A 21,616-nucleotide genomic window follows, 5' to 3' on the forward strand; every position below is an offset into this window, starting at 1 on the left:
GTTTGACCTGAAGGTCTTATACCCACTACATGTTAACATTAGACGAAATACAACTTCCTATAAAAGAACATCTCAAACGCTTTGAAAAGACCTTCAAGGCATCTATGCAGAGTTCCGCCCCGCTGTTAGACCGTATTACACGTTATATTATTAAGCAAAAGGGAAAACAGATGCGACCTATGTTTGTTTTCTTTTCAGCTGGATTGACCGGAGGTATTACCGAATCCACCTATCATGGTGCCTCGTTGGTAGAATTACTTCATACTGCTTCCTTGGTTCATGATGATGTAGTGGACAATTCCAATGAGAGACGTGGATTTTTCTCGATCAATGCCCTATGGAAGAACAAGGTTGCTGTATTGGTTGGCGATTTTTTGCTTTCCAAGGGTTTATTGTTATCGGTAAAGCATAAGGAACATGACCTGTTGCGCCTGGCCTCGGAAGCTGTGGAGCAAATGAGCGAGGGAGAATTGCTGCAGATTGAGAAAGCAAGGCACCTGGATATTGAAGAGGGAATCTATTATGACATTATCCGTAAAAAGACGGCTTCTTTGATTGCTTCCTGTTGTGCCATCGGTGCTTCATCAGCTGGAGCCAATCCAGAAACCATTGAAAAGCTACGCTTGTTCGGCGAAAAGGTTGGAATAGCTTTCCAAATCAAGGATGATCTGTTTGATTTTGGTTTGGATGATGTCGGAAAGCCGGTTGGTAACGACATCAAGGAAAAGAAAATGACCTTGCCTTTGATCCATGCCCTTTCTGTCGTTGATAAGGCGCAGAAAAGGAAGATCATCAACTTAGTGAAGCATCATAATGAAGATGCGCAAAAAGTGGCTGAAGTCATCAATTTCGTCAAGATCAACGGTGGGTTGGACTATGCTACGGAGCAAATGCTGAAATATCAGCAGGAAGCTTTTGATATCTTAGATACCATCCCGAACGGCGGAGAATATAAATTAGGATTAGAACAATTAGTACGTTACACTACAGAAAGAAAAAAATAGAATATGAGCCACGAAGCACTTTTTATGATCGGATTTATAATATTTATAATTCTGATGCTAGCGATAGATTTAGGTCTATTTTCCAAAAGTGACAAACCAGTATCGTTAAAAGTTGCAGCAATCATGAGTGCCATCTGGGTAACCTTTGCCCTCTTGTTTGGCTTGCTCCTGTATTATTGGGGGAATGAACTCCACAATGTTCATGACATGGCTCGACTCAAGGAAGTCGTCGCAAACCATTTCCATAACATTACCATTAATGAAAACGACCTAGCGGGCAGTATTCATATCTACAACAAGAACCTGACCCTGGAATACCTGACCGGTTATGTGGTTGAATATGCCCTTTCCGTTGACAACATCTTTGTTATGGTTCTTTTGTTCAGTTCATTTGGTATTCCTGAGAAATACTATCATAAAGTATTGGTATGGGGTATCCTAGGGGCGATTATCATGCGTTGTATCTTTATTTTCGTAGGTGCAGCCTTGATCACCAAATTTGGATGGATCCTTTATGTATTCGGTGCATTTCTGGTTTATACTGGATTTAATATGTACATCAACCGAAACAAAGAGGAAGAGGTTGATCCGGAGAACCACCCTGTGGTAAAATTTGCTTCAAAACACTTTAAAGTAACCCATAAGTTAGATCAAGGAAGGTTCTTCCATATTGAAAATGGCGAAAAATACATGACACCTTTGTTCTTGGTCCTTTTGGTGATCGAGTTTACCGATTTGATCTTTGCAGTTGACTCGATCCCTGCGATCTTCTCGGTAACGAAAGACCCTTATATTGTATTCTTCTCCAATATCTTTGCGATCCTGGGATTAAGGTCAATGTTCTTCTTATTGGTAAACATTATCCACAAGTTCCATTATTTGAAAGTCGGATTAGCATTCCTATTGATCTTCATCGGTCTGAAAATGTTGTTGCACAGTTACCTGAAAGAATGGGGCTTTACGACTTCGCATTCCCTGATCGTCATTATAGGAATACTAGCACTAAGTATCATTGCATCCTTAGCCTTTCCGAAGAAGCAGGATTTTGATAAAGCATAAAGAATTTAGAAACGGGCTGGTGATAACACCAGCCCGTTTCTTTTTATAGGAAGCTAATCTTAATCCTATTGAAATATTTGTGCTAATATTTTTACAAAATCTACCCTTGTTCGCGGTTTATAATTAATAAATTCGTGCACAATTAAAAAAACACACAAATCATATGAATTGGAGTAAATCTATTCTAATTGCAGCAGCGTTCTTTGCTGCTACACAAGTACAAGCTCAAGACAATCTAATAAATGCCCTAAAAGGAAATGCAAGCGACAATAGCAAGGAAGGGTTTAAGTTCACAGAAGTCATCAACTTAGGAAGGACTTCAATTAAAGATCAGGGATCATCAGGGACCTGTTGGTCATACTCAGGAAACTCATTCCTAGAGTCAGAAATGATCCGTATGGGTAAAGACCCCGTTGAAATCTCCCAATTGTATACAGCACGCAATACATATGTTGAAAAAGCGAAGAACTTCGTTCGTCTACATGGTGAGCAAGCGCAAGGTGATGGTGGACAATTGCATGATGTATTGACGATCTTCAGAAAATACGGTGCTGTACCTTATGATGTATATACAGGACTGCCAGAGGGACAATCAAGAAACAACTTCAGTGAGATGAGTCCAATCTTGCAATCCATCACGGAGACAGTTGCAAAAAGCAAGAAACCTTCAAAAAACTGGATGAGCGCATTTACCGGTGCCATGGACTCTTACTTAGGGGAAGTTCCAGAATCATTCCAATACAAAGGAAAAACATATACGCCAAGAACATTTGCTGACCAAGTAATCGGCATCAATCCTGACGACTACGTAGGGATCTCTTCATTTGAGGAACATGCCTACTATAAACCATTTGTCCTTTTGATTCCAGACAACTGGTCGTTTGAGAGTTTTTATAATGTGAAGATCAATGATCTAACAGATATCATCGACAAAGCCTTAGAAAAAGGATTCACTGTAGCTTGGGCTACGGATGTTTCTGAGAAAACATTCAGCTGGAAGAACGGGGTTGCTTTCGTACCGGAGAAACCGATCGAGAAAATGAGCAAAGAGGAAGTAGATCAATTGTTCAATGGTCCTAAAGCTGAACCAGCTATCACAGCAGACCAAAGACAAGAGGCTTTTGACAACTACGAAACGACTGATGACCACGGTATGCATATCGTAGGTAAAGTGAAGGATCAAAACGGAAAAGAATACTATATCGTGAAAAACTCATGGGGAGTTTCCAATGATTACCAAGGATACCTTTACGCAACGAAAGAATTTGTTCGCTACAAAACAATTTCTTTATTGGTTCATAAGAAAGCATTGGATAAAAACATGCAGAAACAATTAGGTATTTAATCTTAAATAAAATATCAAAAGTCCCGATAAAAATCGGGACTTTTTCATTTAAATAATTAACTTAGTTTTTACAATTCCACAATATGTAATAAACACTGATTATGAAAAAGTTAATATTATTGTTATTCACTCTTCCTTTTTTGGCAATCGGCCAAGAGAAAGGAATTTCCTTTGAGCACAACACGACTTGGGCCAAAGTGAAAGAAAAAGCCAAAGCAGAGAACAAGCATATATTTGTTGATGCCTTTACGACATGGTGTGGACCGTGTAAATGGATGGCTGCCAATATCTTTCCTCAAGAAAAGGTAGGTTCCTTCTTTAATGAGAATTTTGTGAACCTGAAAATCCAAATGGATGAAACGCCAGCGGATAATGAGGATGTTAAATCATGGCGCGAAGAAGCGAAACGCTTTGCAAAAGATTATAAAGTTGCGGCATACCCAACCTTCCTGATCTTCAGTCCGGATGGCGAATTGGTACACCGCATTGTTGGTGGTGGTGAGGCAGACCAATTCATTGCAGCTGCAAAAGAAGGTCTAGATCCAAACACGCAATACGAAACATTGGTTAAGAAATTCAATGACAAACCCAATGATAAAGCTACCGCTAAATCAATGGCTGCAGCAGCAGTAAAGGCCTATGACCGAGAATTGACCGCCAAAGCTGTTGAAAGTGTCATCAACAACTCTACAGCAGAGGAATTAATGGAAGACGATGTTCTGAAATTGATCAGCAAAAACGTGGGTAAACCAGGATCTAAAGCATTCAATACCCTTCTGGAAAACAAAGAGAAAGTTGATGCTAAATTAGGCGCTGGAAAAACAGACCAAATCCTTTCGGTATCCATTATCAATTCAGAGATAGCTCCAGTGGTAATGAAGTCAGAAACTGATATCTTTGATAAAACGGTAGAGGAAGTGAGCAAGAAGTATCCAACGATTTCTTTAACGAATTCTATTGCCAGCTTCAAACCTAACTACTATGCCAGAAAGCAAAATTGGCCAGCATTCAGGGATGCTGTTCAAGCCTATATCAACCTTGACCCTTCTAAAGTAAATGCATCACAATTGAATTCGTTTGCTTGGGCCATATTTGAGAACTGTGATGATCCTTCCTGTGTTGAATCGGCTTTAGCATGGAGCAAGAAATCCCTTGAAGAAGCAAATGATCCAGCATTAATGGATACTTACGCCAACCTATTGCACAAAGTAGGAAAAACGAAAGAAGCTATCGAATGGCAGGAGAAAGCTATTGCTGCAGTGGATGAAGGCAGTAAGGCTGAATACCAAGCAACCTTGGAGAAAATGAAAAAAGGTGAACCTACTTGGGTGAAATAATTCTGGTAAGAACACAGAGCATATACCCCTATCCAACTCATTATGAGTCGGAAGATATTTTAATTTAGAAAAAGAAGCTATCTGAAACAGATAGCTTCTTTTTTTGATATACGCATTTTTTGAGAATTCCAACGAAATTCAAATGGCTAATATTTCTCTTTGATAAATAATCTTTCTAAATTTGTTGCATATCCTATTATTACCAAGATGCTATGAAATTTACACTTAACATTAAGAATTCCCTGCTAATTATTCTCTCGTTATTATTTAGCTATTCCTGTACCAAGGATCCCATTGATCCAGATGACAAGGAGGATCCAAACAAACCCATGATTTATAAGTTTGATCGATTTGAACTCGTCAATGCCAAATTGTATGTTGGGTCCAAGGAAGGGGCTGTAGATAAATCCGAAGGTTTCGATCCTAACACTTATTTTACGACCTCTTTTGGGAAAGAGAACAAGCTTTCCTATTTCAAATATGATTCATTGATGGTACGAAGAGATACATTGACTGAATTTCCCAATGAATATGAGAGTAATGTCTTTGGATTCAAGGTCGGTGAAAAGGACTCCTTATTCCGATGGAATATTTATGCTGATTTTTGGCAATACTACGGAACTTACCCAAGTACCAAAGAAGAAATCATTTATGAGAGCAATTATAGTCGCTTGATTAAAAAACGAAAAGAATCTTCTTTCTATCTAGATAATCGGAGTGAAGGACTCGTTTCTGACAAGGATTTCTTTTGGGGAAATACCTATCATTTCCCGAGTAAGGATGATATGACCGAAACTTCGGATACCCTTGCCTATGCCAACGTGAAGTACTATTATAAATTGATTAAAAAATAAGGTATCAACACCTAATAAAAAGAGGCTCGGAAACAATTCCGAGCCTCTTTCATTTATTTAACTTCCTTATAGCCCTGCTTCATGTTCTGGAACATAAAGGACCATTTATCGGTCTGTTCAGCAATGACCATGGCAGTTGACTTACCTGCTCCATGGCCAGCTTTTGTATCAATCCTGATCAATACTGGATTGGATCCTTTGTTGTATTCCTGCAGTCTGGCTGCAAACTTGAAGGAATGTGCTGGAACAACACGGTCATCATGATCGGCTGTGGTAACCATCGTCGCAGGGTAGTCAGTACCTGCCTTTAAAGCGTGATAAGGAGAATATTTCAACAGATAATTGAACATTTCAGCATTATCATCAGCTGTTCCATAATCGAATGCCCAACCTGCACCGGCAGTAAATTTATGATAACGCAACATATCCAAAACGCCTACCGCTGGAAATGCCACCTTGTAAAGCTCTGGTCTTTGGGTCATACATGCACCAACCAATAGACCTCCATTGGATCCTCCAGAGATCGCTAGTTTCTCCGAAGAGGTGTATTTTTCGTTGATCAAGTATTCTGCTGCAGCAATAAAATCATCAAAAACATTCTGTTTTTTGAGCTTCGTCCCTGCTAGGTGCCAATTCTCACCATATTCGCCACCACCACGAAGGTTAGCGACTGCATAGACGCCGCCTTGTTCCAATAGGATGACATTGCTCACACTGAAGGAAGGTGTCAAGGAGATATTAAAGCCCCCATAACCATATAACATGGTCGGATTAGTTCCATCCAATTTAATTCCTTTTTTATAGGTGATGATCATTGGGACTTTGGTTCCATCTTTGGACGTGTAAAACACCTGCTTGGATTCGTATTTGGTTGGGTCAAATTGGACCTCAGGTTTTTTGTAAATCTCTGATTTTCCCGATGCAATTTCGTATTTATAGATCGTACCTGGATTAACATAGTTCGTGAAAGAATAATAAAGATCGTTTTCTTCTTTCTTTGCACTAAATCCACCTGCAGAACCTACTCCTGGCAATTCAATATCATGTTCAAATTTACCGGCTCTATCGTATTGCTTCAACTGGGTCGTTGCATCTTTGAGGTAGCTGGCAAATATTTTACCCCCACCAATTGATGGACTCAAGACTTGATCCGTTTCAGCAATCAGGTCTTTCCAAGCCTCTGGGGTTGGATTAGCGATATCTGTTTGCACAATGCGGCCATTGGGTGCATTTAACTCCGTATAGATCAACAGACGATCGCCATCATTGTCCAGGACATAGTGGTTTTTCTCCATATTGTTTACTACGGTGACAAATGGAGACTCAGGTTTTGAAAGGTCTTTGATATAGAGTTCGTTTCCTGAAGTTGAGTTGGCAGCAGTAACGACCAAGAAGCGTTCATCTTCTGTCAGGCCAGCGCCAATATACCTTCTCGGTGTTTTCGGTCCGCCAAAGACAAGCTCATCTGTGTTTTGAGGCGTGTTTAATTTGTGGAAGAACAACTTGTGTTGGTCTGTCATGGCAGATAATGCAGAGCCTTCTTTTGGTTTGTCATAAGAGCTATAGTAGATTCCTTCATTACCTTTCCAGGCCATTCCACTGAACTTTACATTCATCAGGGTATCTCCTACAATGGATTTGTCTTCCGCATTAAGGATAATGACCTTGGTCCAATCGGAACCTCCTTCAGAGATCTGATAAGAGACCAAAGACCCATCTTTACTAAAGGACAGTCCCGCTAATGAGGTTGTGCCATCTGATGAAAGTTTATTAGGATCCAAAAAGACCTCTTCCTTACCTTCATCACCTTTTTTGCGATATAACACACTTTGATTTTGCAATCCATCATTTTTGAAAAAATAGATATAGTCACCGGATCTGAAAGGTGCGGATACCTTTTCATAGTCCCAAAGGTGTTCTAGACGTTTTCTGATCTGTTCACGGAAAGGGATTTGGCTTAAGTAGTCTTCCGTTACCTCATTTTCTTCTTTCACCCAGTTTTTGGTTTCCTGGGAAAGATCATCTTCCAACCAACGGTATGGGTCTTCGACTTCAGTTCCAAAGAAAATGTCTTTTTGTTCTATTTTTTGGGTTTTGGGGTAGGGTTTCACGCTAATGTCTGCTTTTGATTCAATTACTTTTTCTTGTTGGCAAGCTGTCAATCCAACAGCAAGGATGCCAATACTTAAATATTTCATCATATTGATCGTACAATTAGTTCAGCACAAAACTAATGAAATAATTTGCAAGTCAAATCCAAATGAAATTTGCATACCTAGCGTGACTAGATTTTCATTGATTAAACAGTTAATAATATCAGTTTGGACAGCAAGGAAATCACGGTACTTATTGTTCAAACTTTTTTCATTTCTCTCCCTTCCTACCATTTCCTTCATTATATTGGTTTTAATTCCATTAAACCAAATATTACCCTGTCTTGATAATCCGTAATTATTATGCTAGTTTTGACCTGAATGAGCCCAGGCAATAAAATATATTTTGCATCAGATTTCCACTTAGGTTCCTATCCGATGGATCAATCCAAGGTTAGGGAACAGCATATTATTTCATGGCTGGACTACATCAAGACCGACGCTGCAGAGCTCTATTTAGTTGGGGACATCTTTGACTTTTGGTTTGAATACAGCACGGTTGTACCAAAAGGCTATATCCGATTTTTGGGGAAATTGGCTGAATTAGCTGATCTGGGCATCAAAATCACGCTATTTAAGGGCAACCACGATATGTGGATGTTCGGATACCTAAAAGATGAACTGAAAGCGGAAATTATATCCAATGAGAAAGTCATCAACCTCAATGGAAAATCCGTTTATATCCACCACGGCGACGGATTGGGCCCTGGTGATTCGAAATACAAATTTCTCAAGAAAATATTCCGCAGCTCACTCTGCCAATGGTTGTTTGCCCGGCTACACCCTAATCTTGGGATCGGGATTGCACAGCGCTGGTCCAAACATAGCCGCATATCCAATAATGCCGAAGAAAGGTTCCTTGGAGAAGAGAATGAGTGGCTGATTGTTTATGCCAAGGAAATCCTCGAGAAACAGCATTATGACTTATTCATTTTTGGACATCGTCATCTACCCTATGATATTCAATTGAAAAACAGCAGCCGAATCATTAACCTAGGCGAATGGATCAACTACCATACTTATGCTGTTTGGGACGGGCAAGAAATTAAACTTGAAAAATGGAATTCAGAGAAATAGCAAACTCGATCTACCCGATGAATGATGAACAGTTTTCCTTATTGGAAGGCATCTGTGAACTGATTGAAGTCCCCAAGAACAGCACCGTAATCTATGCTGATAAAACCAGTCCCTTTCTGTATTTCCAGAAAGAAGGGATCTGTAGGATCTATTATCACAAAATAGAAAAGGAAATCATCCTTGGTTTTACCTTTCCCGGTGAAGTCCTGATGTCCTTGAATAGCTATATCCATCAGCAACCCGGCTATGAGACCATCCAAACATTAGAAAAATCCCAATTATACCGTCTCTCCATTCAAAAGCTACAGGAGCTTTACCAAAACCATACCTCCATCAGCAATTGGGGCCGCCGCTTAGCCGAACTTGAAGCCTTAAAAATTGAAGAAAGGTTGATGCTCCGCCTTTTCAGGTCTTCGTATGAGAGTTACGAGGAACTCTTAAAAAAGGCTCCAAACATCACTAACCGGATCAAATTAGGCTATATTGCTTCCTATCTAGGCATCTCCCAAGTTACATTGAGCCGTATACGCGGTATAAAAAGATAAAAATTTAACAATTGTAAAAAGAAATGGCTAAATTAAAATAGACCTTTGCGCCATTAAAAAAATACAGCAATGAATTGGATAATATTAATAATTGGTGGTTTATTTGAAGTCGCCTTCACCTATTGTATCGGCCGCGCCAAAGATGCTACTGGAACTGAAATGTACCTTTGGTACCTAGGCTTTCTGATCAGTGTAACTATCAGTATGGGTTTATTGATCAAAGCAACCAGTACCCTTCCTTTAGGAACTGCCTATGCGGTATGGTCCGGAATCGGTGCTGTAGGTACGGTTTTAATGGGTATTTTCTTCTTTAAAGAACCTACAGATTTCTGGCGCATCTTCTTTATTATCACTTTAATCGGGTCAATTGTTGGGCTAAAAGCAGTTTCTTCGCATTAGTATCTTTAAAAGCGCATAAAAATCTTTATTTTTGTCGATTAATTACCGTGTATGGTCTTCAAACGCCCTGCGGTAAAGCAAGATGTAATTTATGTTAGAGAAACTACAAGCCATAAAAGAGCGCTGGGAAGAAGTTGAAAGAGAGTTAAGCAATCCCGATACCATCAGCGACATGAAGCGCTTTGCAAAGTTGAACAAGGAATACAAAGACTTGGGCAAAATTGTTGAGCAATACCATATTTACAAAAATATGGTCAGCAATATCGACACCAACAAAGATATCCTAGCCAACGAGAAAGATCAGGAATTGAGAGAGATGGCCAAAGAGGAACTGGATATCTTATATACGGAGAAAGAGGAAAAAGAAGAGGAAATCCGCTTAATGTTGATCCCTAAGGATCCAGAGGATGCTAAAAATGCCATCATCGAGATCCGTGGCGGTACTGGCGGTGATGAGGCTGCACTGTTTGCAGGAGACCTTTACCGTATGTACACTCGTTTCTTTGAAACCAAAGGTTGGAGAAACGAAGTAATGGATGTGACGGAAGGAACTTCCGGTGGTTACAAAGAGGTTATCTTAAAAGTAATCGGCGAGGATGTCTACGGACAATTGAAATATGAATCAGGTGTTCACCGTGTTCAACGTGTTCCAGACACAGAAACTCAGGGTCGTGTGCATACTTCCGCAGCTTCGGTAGCCGTATTACCAGAGGCAGAAGAGGTCGACGTGGAATTGAATCCAGGCGATATCGAAATGCAGACATCAAGATCAGGAGGTGCTGGTGGACAGAACGTGAACAAGGTAGAGACCAAAGTTCAGTTGACACACAAACCATCGGGTATCGTAGTTGTTTGTCAGGTAGAGCGTTCGCAGTTAGCGAACCGTGAATTAGCCATGGAGATGCTACGTAACAAGCTTTATGAACTAGAAGTACAGAAGAAACACGGAGATATTGCGGCAAAACGTAAAACCATGGTATCCACTGGTGACCGTTCGGCAAAGATCCGTACATACAACTATCCACAAGGCCGTGTAACGGAACACCGCATCGGATTGACGATGTACAACCTACCGGCAATTATGGACGGTGATATTCAAGACATTATAGATGCATTGCAGTTTGCTGAGAATGCAGAAAAGATGAAAGAAGGCGCCGTAGAGTAAGATTTTTCAAAAATTTATTAGCAGATATAGAAATAAACACTATATTTGCACACCTTCTAAAAAGAAGGAAAAAGGTCTGGTAGTTCAGCTGGTTAGAATACATGCCTGTCACGCATGGGGTCGCGGGTTCGAGTCCCGTCCAGACCGCAAACAAAAAGAGAAGCGAAGCTTCAAAGAGTTCTTTTTTTAATTTTAAGAGATTTTAGGTCTGGTAGTTCAGCTGGTTAGAATACATGCCTGTCACGCATGGGGTCGCGGGTTCGAGTCCCGTCCAGACCGCTAAAATTAAAATGAAGCTAGTCTTTCATTTGTTCTTTTTAAGTTTATTTTTTTGGTCTGGTAGTTCAGCTGGTTAGAATACATGCCTGTCACGCATGGGGTCGCGGGTTCGAGTCCCGTCCAGACCGCCAAAAAAAATCAAAAGGTATCATGAAATCCATGATACCTTTTTTGTTTTATGCCAATTCCTTTTCTAACCCCCATGTAATTCATACTGCAAAGCTCCCGAAGGACAGCGATCTATCTGATTGATCAGCTCCTGCGTACTTGCATGTTCAGGCTTCACCCAGGGACGGTCTCCCGGATCATACACCCGAGGCAACATATTGATACATACCGCCGAATGAATACATTTCTTAGGCCGCCAAAGCACCGTTATCTCTCCATTAGGATGCTTATAGCGAATAATTTTTTCTTCCATGATCTTCTTTCTCCTATTTTAATGAGTAACAAGCTACAAAACCTTTTGTTTATAAAAATCATCCTTGAAGATGAAAAGAAATCACCTCATTCGATTTCAGCGTGAGCAAATTGAACCTTAAAGGACATGAATAGAAACTTATTGAAATATTTGTTTATTTTTAATCTAAATTATAACCTTAATCTTATGGAAAATTCACAAACTCCGATTGAAAGTGGCGGTAACAACATCATCAATGATGGTAAAAACATTGCCATAATTGCCTATTTAACAATCATTGGTCTTATAATTGCCTTTGTATTGAACAATGAAAAACGGAATGATTTCGCAACATACCATATCCGTCAATCATTGGGCATATTTTTGACATTATTCGTTTCCGGTGTAATGAGCTATATTCCATTTATAGGATGGATTATATCAGCCATAACGGCGTTATTGATGATTATCTTATGGATTATCGGGATTATCAATGCAGCCAATGGCAACAAGAAACCGGTTCCTTTGTTGGGTGAGTATTACAACAATCTATTTGCGGGGATTTAAGCCCCATGAACCAAATAAATGAAAGACACCCCCGACAGGCAGGTGTCTTTTAGTTTGTCATTCCTTCAAATTTTTAAAAAATGTCAATAGATTATAAATTGGATTGATATTCCATAAAAATTCTCTTACGTTTGGAAACGAAATCACAAATAATAAAATTTTTAACAAATCTTGGGTTACTATTTGAAAATTAGGGTATTAATAAGTGAGTAAAATAAGACAAATATTACCAAAGACCCGTGAGGACAAGGAATTGCTGGAAGGTTTACGAAAAGGAGACAACTCAGTAATTTCAGAAATCTATAAAACCTGCTATCCTTCCGTATCCCACCTTATTACCGGAAACAAAGGAACAGAGGATGAAGCCAAAGATATTTTTCAGGAAGCGGTCATGGTATTGTACGATAAAGTTACTCATGAGAATTTCGAGCTCAGCAGTAAGTTAAGTACGTTCCTATATGCAGTATGTAGGAGATTGTGGTTAAAGCAACTGAACAAAAGGGAAAACAGCATGGGCACTTCTGACTCCGACGGATTAGAAATTGCCGATGTGGAAAGCGACATCCAGAGCCATATCGAGAAAGAAAATGACTTCTCCAAAATGGACAGTGCAATGAGCCAACTGGGTGAACCCTGCCAAACGATCTTAAAGGATTTCTACATCAGGAACAAGTCGATGAACGAAATCTGCGAAAAGTTTGGATACACCAATACTGACAACGCGAAAACTCAGAAATATAAATGTTTACAACGATTGAAGAAGCTTTTCTTTGATCAAAAATCTGATTAGTAAAAGTTGAAATGAGACAGCAAGAATTTTTAGAATTGGCAGACCGCTACCTCAACGGCCAGATGGATCCTAAAGAAAAGGAATCATTTGAACTGTTGTGCGATCAAGACCCAGATTTGAATGCGCTTTTTCTATCGCATGCTGAATTCGTGCAAACCATGAAGCGCCATGAAGCGCGTGCAGAGTTTAAAAGTCAATTGGAAAAAACCATCCAGGAACAGCCTACCGAAACTATTGTGGTTCGTTTGTGGAAGAAATTAAAGATCAATGCCGTGGCAGCAGCTGCTGTCGCCGTTCTTTCTTCTTTAGCTACGCTGTATTCAACCGGATACTTCTCTACGCTGCGTAGAGCCAACTCGGACTATAGCGCCCTTAAAAGAGAGATAAATAGCGTTAAACGCAACGTCAATGCTCACCACAATGCCATCAGGAACATCAACAAGGAAAGCAATGCTCCACAGGATGCCCTTCAATATGGTGCAACTGGATTTATGCTGACCAAAGATGGCTACGTAGTAACAAATTTTCACGTCGTGAGTGGAGCTGACTCCATCCACCTACAAAACAATAAAGGCGATTCTTATAAGGCTTCCATAATCTTCGTGGATTCTGAGAAGGACTTAGCTATCCTGCATATTTCAGACTCAAACTTTATCGCTCAATCGGCAAATATCCCATATACGTTCAGAAGACAGAACACCGATCTTGGTGAAGGTATCTACACCATCGGTTATCCACGGGATGAAGCTGTATATGGCGAAGGCTACTTGAGTTCCTCAACAGGTTACAGCGGTGATACCACAGCTTATCAAATCTCTGTACCCGTAAACCCAGGTAACAGTGGGGGCCCAGTCCTTGATAAGAACGGAAATATCATCGGTATTATCTCCGGTAAACAAAAAGGTCTCGATGGAGCAGCTTTTGCGATCAAGACCAAAGCACTGATCGAAACATTGAACCGTATCCCAGAAGAATCCCTGAAAGGGAACATCGTTCTGAACAATAAAAATAGCCTATCAAATTTACCTCGTACCGAGCAGATCAAAAAGTTGCAAGACTTTATCTACATGGTCAAGGTCTATTAAAAATAAATTGGACTTTTGTATGAAGCAAGGTGTTACAATCATGTAGCACCTTGTCTGTTTTTATACCTACCCTACCCATCAAAAATTATATCACTTTGATTTTAAATATCTTATTCATTATATTTAATAAAAAAACAAAGTGAATATGCGGACCTTTTGGACCTATTTTTTCATCTTTCTAGCATTGGCAATCTTTGTACAGGTTTTTCAATTCTTGTCATCACACAGCGCTTTTGAGCTCGACTATGGAGCTATCTTAAAGCAACTATGCCTCGTGACCCTTATTGCTCTGATCACTTCGTATATCGTACCTAGAAAAAAGAAAAATCCATTTAAAGAAAAAGCCAACTAACTAGAGTTGGCCTTATACATTATCCTGTCCAGATAAACCGGATGGGCTTATTTGTTTGGTTGCGGAGTCGTCCTCAAGTAAGGTTTGATCTCCTTATATCCTTTCGGGAACTTCGCTGGAATATCCTCAGTCTTGATCGCTGGAACAACGATTACATCCTCTCCATCCTTCCAATCCGCTGGAGTAGCCACCTGATAGTCTGCAGTAAGCTGCAAGGAATCAATTACGCGCAAGATCTCATCAAAATTCCTTCCTGTTGAAGCTGGGTAAGTCAAGGTAAGTTTTACCTTCTTGTCTGGCCCAATTACAAATACCGAACGCACTGTAGCTGTCGCAGAAGCATTTGGATGGATCATATCGTACAACTCGGCCACATGTCTGTCCTCATCTGCGATGATAGGAAAATTAACCTGGGTATTCTGTGTTTCATTGATATCTTTTACCCAACCATTGTGGTCCTCAACGGAGTCAACGCTCAATGCCAACACTTTTACATTACGCTTGTCGAACTCGGATTTCAATTTTGCCGTACGACCTAATTCTGTGGTACATACCGGTGTATAATCTGAAGGGTGTGAATACAGGACAGCCCATTTGCCGTCAATATAATCATAGAAATTTATATCACCCTCTGTTGTTTTGGCTTGAAAGTTTGGTGCATCATCACCTAATCTTAAACTCATATCTATTAATGTTTATAATGAACGAAATTGTTTACTCTATCAATATAGTAGATTTTATTGTAAATCGCAATACAGCGGTCTGATTTCAGATTTTTCTTACAATCATTTTACTTTTATGGCTCACAACTAAATAACACTCAAGGCAGAACAAAGGTTTATCAGGATAAAATATTTTTCATCCACACGGATAATATTTTAGTTTTTATTATGCTTGCATAATAAAATATAATTATATTTGAGATAACCTTATAAGCAAAGAGATGAATTTCGAACTATCAGAAGAACATAAAATGATCCGCGAAGCTGCCCGAGAATTTGCTCAGGAGCTTAAACCCGGCGTAATTGAAAGGGATGAACTGGCCAAGTTCCCGACCGAGTTTGTCAAAAAAATGGGCGAACTAGGTTTTATGGGCATCATGACGCCAGAACAATATGGCGGTGCAGGCATGGATACGCTCGCTTATGTACTCGCTCTGGAAGAGATCGCCAAGATAGATGCCTCTGCGGCAGTGATCATGTCGGCCCACAATTCCCTGGTCCTATTCGGATTGAATGAATTCGGAACCGAGGAACAAAAGCAGAAATACCTAAAACCCTTGGCTTCCGGAGAAAAACTGGGCGCCTTTGCGCTATCCGAACCAGAGGCAGGCTCTGATGCCTCCTCTCAACATACCATGGCTGAAGATAAAGGTGACCATTACTTACTGAACGGTACAAAAAACTGGATTACCAATGGTGGTAATGCAGATATCTATATTGTTATTGCCCAAACCCACCCTGACTTAGGGCATCGTGGGATCAATGCACTCATTGTCGAAAAAGGCACTCCTGGTTTTAGCATTGGCCCAAAAGAAAATAAATTGGGAATCCGCAGCTCGGATACCCATTCCCTAATGTTCTCCGATGTCAAGGTTCCAAAGGAGAACCGCATCGGTGAGGATGGATTCGGATTCAAGTTTGCCATGAAAACCTTGGATGGAGGCCGGATCGGTATTGCTGCACAGGCCTTAGGCATTGCTGCTGGGGCGTATGACCTTGCATTGGCCTATTCTAAGGAAAGAAAGACCTTCGGCAAACCTATTTCAGACCATCAAGCTATTCAGTTCAAATTAGCGGATATGGAAGTAGATATTGAAGCAGCAAGGTTACTGACCTATAAAGCTGCCTGGACCAAGGATCAAGGTCTTCCTTACGGAAAGATCGCTGCCATGGCGAAATTGAACACTTCCGAAGTGGCCATGAAGCATACCGTGGAAGCTGTACAGATCCATGGTGGTTATGGCTATGTAAAAGAGTACCATGTTGAGCGACTGATGCGAGATGCCAAGATTACACAGATCTATGAAGGAACCTCTGAAATTCAGCGCTTGGTCATCGCAAGAGAGGTATTGAGATAAGAAACAGGTATAATTATTAATAAATCAAAGTGTAACTAAGAAAAGAAAGCCAGGCAAATTGCCTGGCTTCTTTTATGAATGGAATTCAATGATTCACATCTAGCACTACAATGGGTTCTGAACCACTACACCTAAGGTTCTATCAATTTCACCTTGAGGGATCAAGAACTCCCAACGTTTATCTCCTGCAGGAATTGAAAACTCCACGGCAAGGGAAGCAATGTGATTTGCTCCATTTCTGTCCAAAGGTAGGTTCAATCTCTTCAAATCGTAGAACCTGAAGCCTTCACCCCATAACTCAACTCTTCTTTGGGTCAAGATCTCTTCGATCAGGCTTGCTCCTGTATTGGTAGAAAGAACATAATCTGGGTCCCTGTTTTCAGCAAGTTCCAACAAAACCTCTTTTGCAGCAGTCTCAGATCCTGATCTTGCCAAAGCTTCAGCTTCGATCAAGTACATTTCCGCAGCACGCATAAACATCAAGTCACCATTACTATTTCCAGGGTTTGTCAACGTGAATTTCCTGGTCATATATGGCATACGAACACCACTTGCTGCAACTGGGAATGTTTTATCCGCTCCAGTTGGATCCCAAACACGCTTGCGAACGTCAGTATCTGAAATCTTATCATACAACAACGAGTTAATCGCCTTAGGGTTACCACGAGTGTTGGTAGAACTGAAGTTACCTACATAAGCATAGAACGAATAAAAATAGGTTGGTTGGTCTTCTCTATGACGGATACCCCAAATCCACTCTGGATTGGCAGATGTTGTAAACGAGCCAATATATTGAGCGTTGGTCATCAGGTCATAATCAGCACGAGCTTCTTTGGCAAATTTTGCCGCAGTTACATAATCTTGTTGAGTCAATGCAACACGAGCTTTCAAACCTTTTGCAACATCGATATTCAAATGTGATACATCAGGTCTGCCTGACGCATTTGCAAATAATGCAATCGCATCATCTAGGTCTTTATTGATCTGTGTATAAACTTCCTCAACGGTATTGCGTTCAACAGCTGTAGTAGATTTATCCAAGATAAGGGAAACACCTAAACCTGAGTTATTCCCACCTTTTACATAGCGTTTACCAAATAGTTGAATCATTTGATAGTAGCCCCATGCCCTGTATGACAAGGCCTGTCCTTTGATGAAGTTTTTATCTTCTTCAGGACCTGCTGCGCCATCGATATTATTGATGATCTGGTTCGCGTTTCCAATCAAGGCATAGTAAAAACCATAGTTATACTGGTTGATCGATGAGTTCGCATCTCTATGGCTAATCCATTTGTATTCACTATTGAACCAACCATTGGCTGCGCCGGTCATGACAAAGTCGTCACCAAGCACTTCCATATAAATCATGTTACCGCTCTGTCCACCCGCAGCTTGGTTACTATACCACTGCGAGTACATTAGACGGTGCATACCATTGATCGCTGAATATGCATTCTCTGTCGATGCAAATACGACTTCTGTATTGATTTTATCACTAGGGTCTTTTTGCAGAGCCTCCTTTTTACATCCCGAAAGGAAGAGTACAGCAGTCAATACTGTTCCTAGAATAGGGTATTGTAATTTTCTATTAAATATTTTCATTGTCTTAAAGTCCGAAGTTAATACCAAAGTTAAATGTTCTCGCGTGGTTGTATGAGCTATTTCCAGTTGGACCAGTCAGACCACCCACAGGGTTAAATCCTTTTTTCGCAGACCAGAAGTATAGGTTTTCAGCACTCGCATAGATACGCGCTCTCTTAATACCGATTCTGCCTGAGAATGATTCCGGAATTCTATAACCCACATTGATCGCACTGATATTTAAGTAAGATGCTTTAGTCAACCATCTTGATGAAGCAGCACCATGTTGTGAAGTTCTACCAACGTCCATGCGTGGGATATCAGTTACATCACCAGGGTTTTTCCATGCTCCAAATAGATCTGAATGCAAGTTAGCACCATTTGAAGGTCCTGAACTCATCAAACCTGCATAGTATCCATCGTAGAAATATCCACCAACACTATAGGTCAAAACAAATCTGAAGTCAAAATTCTTGTAAGTAAAGTCATTCACAACACTACCATAAACAGGAGGAATTGCTGATTTATCTAACCATGATTGACGAGCCGAGTTATGGTTTGAAGTAACGGTGTCTACACGTCCGTTATTCTCGATCAATTTATGCTCTGGGTTTGAAGCATCGTATGTTACACCATCAGCAAGTCCTAGGTACAATGCGTTTCCATTTTCAGGATCTACACCATAATAAGTTCTTGTATAATAATCATACAATGATCTTCCAACTGCGCGCTTGTATGGACTACTCACCAACTCTGGAGTTTCCTTAGGCATCGCTGTGATCTCATTCTTCACAGTAGTTACGTTAACAGTTAGGTTCCAGTTGAAGTTTTCCTTTCTGATCAAACCTCCTGTTACACTTGCCTCGATACCTTTGTTGGTCATTGCTCCAACGTTTTGGTTGATCGCATATGATCCCGCAGTTGTACCACCATTATGGTATGGCTGATTCACGCTGAACAATAGACCATCTGAATTTCTATAATAATATTCTAAGGAACCTGATAGTCTTCCGTTCAAGAAACTGAAATCTACACCCACGTCCAATGGCTTTTGTGTTTCCCAAGTCAAACGATCACTACCTAATGAAGCATAGATAGATCCAGGGGTTGAAGCATTGTTATAACCAATTTCATATCCTGGCTGATAAGGATAATAAGAACTCAAATCAGAGTTACCTAATTGTCCATAAGAGAATCTAAGTTTTAATAGATCTGTGTAATCATTCTTGAAGAAGTCTTCTTGATCCAATCTCCATGCAGCACCTACTGACCAGAAATTCTCCCATCTTAAGTTTGCAGGGAACCTAGAGTTACCATCAGCTCTCAACATTGCACTTAAGTAGTATCTGCTGTTGTAGTTATAGTTTACACGTCCAAAATAACTCTCAATGGAATTTTCACGAAGACCTGATGTCAATGAACTGATATCAGTAAAGTTCTCCATGACATTTACCCCTTGGAATCCTTGTCCGGTTCTCATACCGCTTAGGTCCTCGATCTTGTACGAGTAGAACTCATGTCCCAATACAGTTTCCAAGTTATGAAGTCCAAATGTGTTATTAGCTCTTAATAATTGGTTGAATGTATAAGACAATTGTCTGTACCAACTTTGGTTGTAGCGTCCAGCTGGAGCACCGTCACCTACAATTGTATTTTCATATCCTTCTGAACGGTTATTTTCTAAATCCGGACTGAAGTTCATCGTAAATGTCAACCAAGGCAATACATTTACGTCCATATATGCTCTCGCACCAATAAAGTCACGGTTTGATTTACTCGTGTTGTACATGGTTTCTGCAATCGCGTGACGACCGCTATTGAAAGGTCTAGATAGACCAAACTCTGAAACCAAGTTACCATAGTCGTAACGTTTTACACCAAATTCATCATAAACGATCTTTCCAGTTTCTGGATCATGTACATATACAGGATAAATTGGAGCAATTCCTCTAGAGAAATAGAACGGGTTGTTGATACCGCCACCATCATAAGCAAAATCAGCTTTTCTAGAAGCAGCGTTTAAGTTCACACCTGTCTTTAACCAATCGGTAACTTTTGTATTTACGTTAACTCTACCTTGGAATCTTTCATTCATCGAACGTAATCCCCATCCATTATCCTTTAAGTAGTTTAATGAGGTATAGATGTCAGTAGAATTAAAACCACCTGAATAGTTCAGGTTATATTCATTACGCTTTCCTGCTCTTGCAGCTTCGTCCTCCCATGAAGTAAATCCTTCATAACGGAACTTCGCGTTCGGGTTTAATTTACCATCAACGCCAACTAAAGCATCGTTAGGTACATCAAAAGCGTTGTAATTACCTAGGTATTGAACAATATCTTGGTATGTTTTACCATTGTAAGTCTGTAAGCCTTTAGCATTTCTTGGCAATAGACCAGAACCTAATTGTTTCGCAACATCCATTGGGATTTTTGCCGAACCAAAAGCCAGGTTGTTGGTGTAAGCCTGCCACATCAATTCATAGTACTGTCCTGCATCAACAGTTTCATAAGCCGGAACCCCGTTTTTATTGAAACCGTATTGCGCTGACACGTTCAACTCAGACTGACCAGATTTACCTTGTTTGGTAGTAACCATGATCACACCGTTTGCACCACGTGAACCGTACATCGCAATAGTAGCAGCATCTTTCAATACCGTTACGGACTCCACATCAGCAGGGTTAATATTGGTCATTCCCCCATCAAATGGAACCCCATCTACAACAACCAATGCGCCTTGTCCTGCAGAATACGATCCAAAACCACGAATACGGATACCTGGTGACGAACCCGGAGCACCAGATGGCGCGCTAGATTGGATACCTGGACCAGCTCCCTGTAAGGCAGTCAACACGTTGGAAATCGGCCTCTTGTCGATTTCTTTGGTGCCAATCTGTGTTGCAGAACCCGTAAAGTCAGATTTTTTCACCGTTCCATAGGCTACAACAACAACCTCATCCAAAGCATCAGAAGTAGAAATTAAGGAAATATTCAAGGTTGATCGGCCAGATGCGGATTGAGTTAAGGTCTCATATCCAATAAAAGAAAATGTCAATCGACCATTCTCATTTACCATGATCGAGTAATTTCCTTGTTCATCAGTTTGGGTAGCTGTGGACAATCCAACAACTTTTACCGAAACTCCAGACAGGGGCGTTCCTGTTGTAGCATCAGTAACCTTACCACTCACCTGACGACTTTGCGCATTCAGCAATCCAATGGACAGCATAAACAGCACAAAAAAGCTGAGTAATTTTTGTTTCATAATAATTGTTTGAGTTTTGTTAAATAATTGTTTTCATTAGGGACGAAGGTTAGTGCGTCCTATTAGTTACCATAATTTGGGCAAGTATATAACAAAAAATTAACATGAAACAATAACTTTCATCACTTTTTTAACCAAGCACTGTTATTCATTGATAAAATAATAGGAATCAAAGAAATAAATACTCATTTTTTTAACTGAAAAATTTATTTTGTAACAGAGCATACAATAAACAGGCTAATTCCGCCGTTAATCGGGAAAATTCCGATCTACACA

At 40.2% G+C, this 21,616-nt stretch carries 18 protein-coding genes and 3 tRNA genes; 16 read left to right on the forward strand and 5 right to left on the reverse strand.

Translation table 11 applies throughout. The annotated features are described in order from the left end of the window. The first annotated feature begins 29 nt into the window (after window positions 1–29). From NLF99_RS02115 to NLF99_RS02135, 5 genes are all read left to right on the forward strand, one after another. On the forward strand, window positions 30–1,004 hold the full coding sequence (locus NLF99_RS02115; protein WP_185211364.1) for a polyprenyl synthetase family protein: 975 nt from the start codon (window positions 30–32) through the stop codon (window positions 1,002–1,004). A gap of 24 nt (window positions 1,005–1,028) precedes the next feature. Next, window positions 1,029–2,063, forward strand: a complete 1,035-nt coding sequence (locus tag NLF99_RS02120) for a TerC family protein (RefSeq protein WP_308214526.1) — start codon at window positions 1,029–1,031, stop codon at window positions 2,061–2,063. 163 nt (window positions 2,064–2,226) lie between these two features. After that, window positions 2,227–3,408 (forward strand): aminopeptidase C, encoded by a 1,182-nt coding sequence (locus NLF99_RS02125; protein ID WP_185211366.1) that lies wholly within the window; start codon window positions 2,227–2,229, stop codon window positions 3,406–3,408. Window positions 3,409–3,509: 101 nt separating this feature from the next. Beyond that, window positions 3,510–4,745 (forward strand): thioredoxin fold domain-containing protein, encoded by a 1,236-nt coding sequence (locus tag NLF99_RS02130; protein WP_237235539.1) that lies wholly within the window; start codon window positions 3,510–3,512, stop codon window positions 4,743–4,745. 212 nt (window positions 4,746–4,957) lie between these two features. Then, window positions 4,958–5,599, forward strand: a complete 642-nt coding sequence (locus NLF99_RS02135; protein ID WP_254526573.1) for a hypothetical protein — start codon at window positions 4,958–4,960, stop codon at window positions 5,597–5,599. Between the two features lie 53 nt (window positions 5,600–5,652). On the opposite strand, the gene NLF99_RS02140 is transcribed toward NLF99_RS02135, so the two are convergent. After that, window positions 5,653–7,800 carry a prolyl oligopeptidase family protein gene (locus NLF99_RS02140; RefSeq protein WP_254526574.1) on the reverse strand — a complete coding sequence of 716 codons (2,148 nt, stop codon included), beginning with the start codon at window positions 7,798–7,800 and terminating at the stop codon, window positions 5,653–5,655. A 273-nt stretch (window positions 7,801–8,073) separates the two neighbouring features. Between NLF99_RS02140 and NLF99_RS02145 the strand changes: the two genes are divergently transcribed. The 7 genes from NLF99_RS02145 to NLF99_RS02175 all read left to right on the forward strand — a co-directional run bounded on the left by NLF99_RS02145 (window position 8,074) and on the right by NLF99_RS02175 (window position 11,348). Then, window positions 8,074–8,829 (forward strand): UDP-2,3-diacylglucosamine diphosphatase, encoded by a 756-nt coding sequence (locus NLF99_RS02145; RefSeq protein ID WP_254526575.1) that lies wholly within the window; start codon window positions 8,074–8,076, stop codon window positions 8,827–8,829. Beyond that, window positions 8,811–9,374, forward strand: coding sequence for a Crp/Fnr family transcriptional regulator (locus NLF99_RS02150; protein ID WP_254526576.1), 564 nt, complete (start codon window positions 8,811–8,813; stop codon window positions 9,372–9,374). The genes NLF99_RS02145 and NLF99_RS02150 overlap by 19 nt, the downstream gene beginning before the upstream one ends. 69 nt (window positions 9,375–9,443) lie before the next feature. Further along, a complete protein-coding gene (locus NLF99_RS02155; RefSeq protein ID WP_185211371.1) occupies window positions 9,444–9,773 on the forward strand; it encodes a multidrug efflux SMR transporter in 330 nt (109 codons plus the stop codon). A gap of 91 nt (window positions 9,774–9,864) precedes the next feature. Beyond that, complete coding sequence (gene prfA / locus NLF99_RS02160; RefSeq protein ID WP_093100683.1) at window positions 9,865–10,938, forward strand: peptide chain release factor 1; 1,074 nt, start codon at window positions 9,865–9,867, stop codon at window positions 10,936–10,938. A gap of 73 nt (window positions 10,939–11,011) precedes the next feature. Further along, window positions 11,012–11,085, forward strand: a tRNA-Asp gene (locus NLF99_RS02165). Between the two features lie 58 nt (window positions 11,086–11,143). Beyond that, a tRNA-Asp gene (locus tag NLF99_RS02170) sits at window positions 11,144–11,217 on the forward strand. 54 nt (window positions 11,218–11,271) lie between these two features. Then, window positions 11,272–11,348, forward strand: a tRNA-Asp gene (locus tag NLF99_RS02175). A gap of 62 nt (window positions 11,349–11,410) precedes the next feature. Here the strand turns inward: NLF99_RS02175 and NLF99_RS19765 are convergent. After that, window positions 11,411–11,638, reverse strand: a complete 228-nt coding sequence (locus NLF99_RS19765) for a (4Fe-4S)-binding protein (RefSeq protein ID WP_185211372.1) — start codon at window positions 11,636–11,638, stop codon at window positions 11,411–11,413. 186 nt (window positions 11,639–11,824) lie between these two features. On the opposite strand from NLF99_RS19765, the gene NLF99_RS02180 reads away from it, so the two are divergent. The 3 genes from NLF99_RS02180 (at window position 11,825) to NLF99_RS02190 (ending at window position 14,059) form a co-directional block, all read left to right on the forward strand. Next, complete coding sequence (locus tag NLF99_RS02180; protein WP_254526577.1) at window positions 11,825–12,184, forward strand: DUF4870 domain-containing protein; 360 nt, start codon at window positions 11,825–11,827, stop codon at window positions 12,182–12,184. A 205-nt stretch (window positions 12,185–12,389) separates the two neighbouring features. Then, a complete protein-coding gene (locus tag NLF99_RS02185; protein WP_185211374.1) occupies window positions 12,390–12,974 on the forward strand; it encodes an RNA polymerase sigma factor in 585 nt (194 codons plus the stop codon). Window positions 12,975–12,985: 11 nt separating this feature from the next. After that, window positions 12,986–14,059 carry a S1C family serine protease gene (locus NLF99_RS02190; RefSeq protein ID WP_185211375.1) on the forward strand — a complete coding sequence of 358 codons (1,074 nt, stop codon included), beginning with the start codon at window positions 12,986–12,988 and terminating at the stop codon, window positions 14,057–14,059. 399 nt (window positions 14,060–14,458) lie between these two features. Here the strand turns inward: NLF99_RS02190 and NLF99_RS02195 are convergent, their stop codons facing one another. Continuing rightward, on the reverse strand, window positions 14,459–15,094 hold the full coding sequence (locus NLF99_RS02195) for a peroxiredoxin (RefSeq protein ID WP_185211376.1): 636 nt from the start codon (window positions 15,092–15,094) through the stop codon (window positions 14,459–14,461). Window positions 15,095–15,354: 260 nt separating this feature from the next. Here NLF99_RS02195 and NLF99_RS02200 point away from each other — a divergent pair, with 260 nt between their 5' ends. Beyond that, on the forward strand, window positions 15,355–16,491 hold the full coding sequence (locus NLF99_RS02200; protein WP_254526578.1) for an acyl-CoA dehydrogenase: 1,137 nt from the start codon (window positions 15,355–15,357) through the stop codon (window positions 16,489–16,491). Window positions 16,492–16,596: 105 nt separating this feature from the next. On the opposite strand, the gene NLF99_RS02205 is transcribed toward NLF99_RS02200, so the two are convergent. Beyond that, entirely contained in the window at window positions 16,597–18,093 is a 1,497-nt protein-coding gene (locus tag NLF99_RS02205; RefSeq protein WP_254526579.1) for a RagB/SusD family nutrient uptake outer membrane protein, read from the reverse strand. 4 nt (window positions 18,094–18,097) lie between these two features. After that, the gene (locus NLF99_RS02210) at window positions 18,098–21,340 is read right to left on the reverse strand and encodes a SusC/RagA family TonB-linked outer membrane protein (protein ID WP_254526580.1); all 3,243 of its coding nucleotides are present in this window, start codon (window positions 21,338–21,340) and stop codon (window positions 18,098–18,100) included. Between the last annotated feature and the right edge of the window lie 276 nt (window positions 21,341–21,616).

This window comes from Sphingobacterium sp. LZ11T8, from assembly GCF_024261425.1.
GTDB lineage: Bacteria > Bacteroidota > Bacteroidia > Sphingobacteriales > Sphingobacteriaceae > Sphingobacterium.

What these genes read in the sequence shown, in the direction of transcription:
- NLF99_RS02115 (WP_185211364.1), top strand. Translation starts at nt 30, where the DNA reads ATGTTAACATTAGACGAAATACAACTTCCTATAAAAGAACATCTCAAA.
- NLF99_RS02120 (WP_308214526.1), top strand. Translation starts at nt 1,029, where the DNA reads ATGATCGGATTTATAATATTTATAATTCTGATGCTAGCGATAGATTTA.
- NLF99_RS02125 (WP_185211366.1), top strand. Translation starts at nt 2,227, where the DNA reads ATGAATTGGAGTAAATCTATTCTAATTGCAGCAGCGTTCTTTGCTGCT.
- NLF99_RS02130 (WP_237235539.1), top strand. Translation starts at nt 3,510, where the DNA reads ATGAAAAAGTTAATATTATTGTTATTCACTCTTCCTTTTTTGGCAATC.
- NLF99_RS02135 (WP_254526573.1), top strand. Translation starts at nt 4,958, where the DNA reads ATGAAATTTACACTTAACATTAAGAATTCCCTGCTAATTATTCTCTCG.
- NLF99_RS02140 (WP_254526574.1), bottom strand. Translation starts at nt 7,800, where the DNA reads ATGATGAAATATTTAAGTATTGGCATCCTTGCTGTTGGATTGACAGCT.
- NLF99_RS02145 (WP_254526575.1), top strand. Translation starts at nt 8,074, where the DNA reads ATGAGCCCAGGCAATAAAATATATTTTGCATCAGATTTCCACTTAGGT.
- NLF99_RS02150 (WP_254526576.1), top strand. Translation starts at nt 8,811, where the DNA reads ATGGAATTCAGAGAAATAGCAAACTCGATCTACCCGATGAATGATGAA.
- NLF99_RS02155 (WP_185211371.1), top strand. Translation starts at nt 9,444, where the DNA reads ATGAATTGGATAATATTAATAATTGGTGGTTTATTTGAAGTCGCCTTC.
- prfA (WP_093100683.1), top strand. Translation starts at nt 9,865, where the DNA reads ATGTTAGAGAAACTACAAGCCATAAAAGAGCGCTGGGAAGAAGTTGAA.
- NLF99_RS19765 (WP_185211372.1), bottom strand. Translation starts at nt 11,638, where the DNA reads ATGGAAGAAAAAATTATTCGCTATAAGCATCCTAATGGAGAGATAACG.
- NLF99_RS02180 (WP_254526577.1), top strand. Translation starts at nt 11,825, where the DNA reads ATGGAAAATTCACAAACTCCGATTGAAAGTGGCGGTAACAACATCATC.
- NLF99_RS02190 (WP_185211375.1), top strand. Translation starts at nt 12,986, where the DNA reads ATGAGACAGCAAGAATTTTTAGAATTGGCAGACCGCTACCTCAACGGC.
- NLF99_RS02195 (WP_185211376.1), bottom strand. Translation starts at nt 15,094, where the DNA reads ATGAGTTTAAGATTAGGTGATGATGCACCAAACTTTCAAGCCAAAACA.
- NLF99_RS02200 (WP_254526578.1), top strand. Translation starts at nt 15,355, where the DNA reads ATGAATTTCGAACTATCAGAAGAACATAAAATGATCCGCGAAGCTGCC.
- NLF99_RS02205 (WP_254526579.1), bottom strand. Translation starts at nt 18,093, where the DNA reads ATGAAAATATTTAATAGAAAATTACAATACCCTATTCTAGGAACAGTA.
- NLF99_RS02210 (WP_254526580.1), bottom strand. Translation starts at nt 21,340, where the DNA reads ATGAAACAAAAATTACTCAGCTTTTTTGTGCTGTTTATGCTGTCCATT.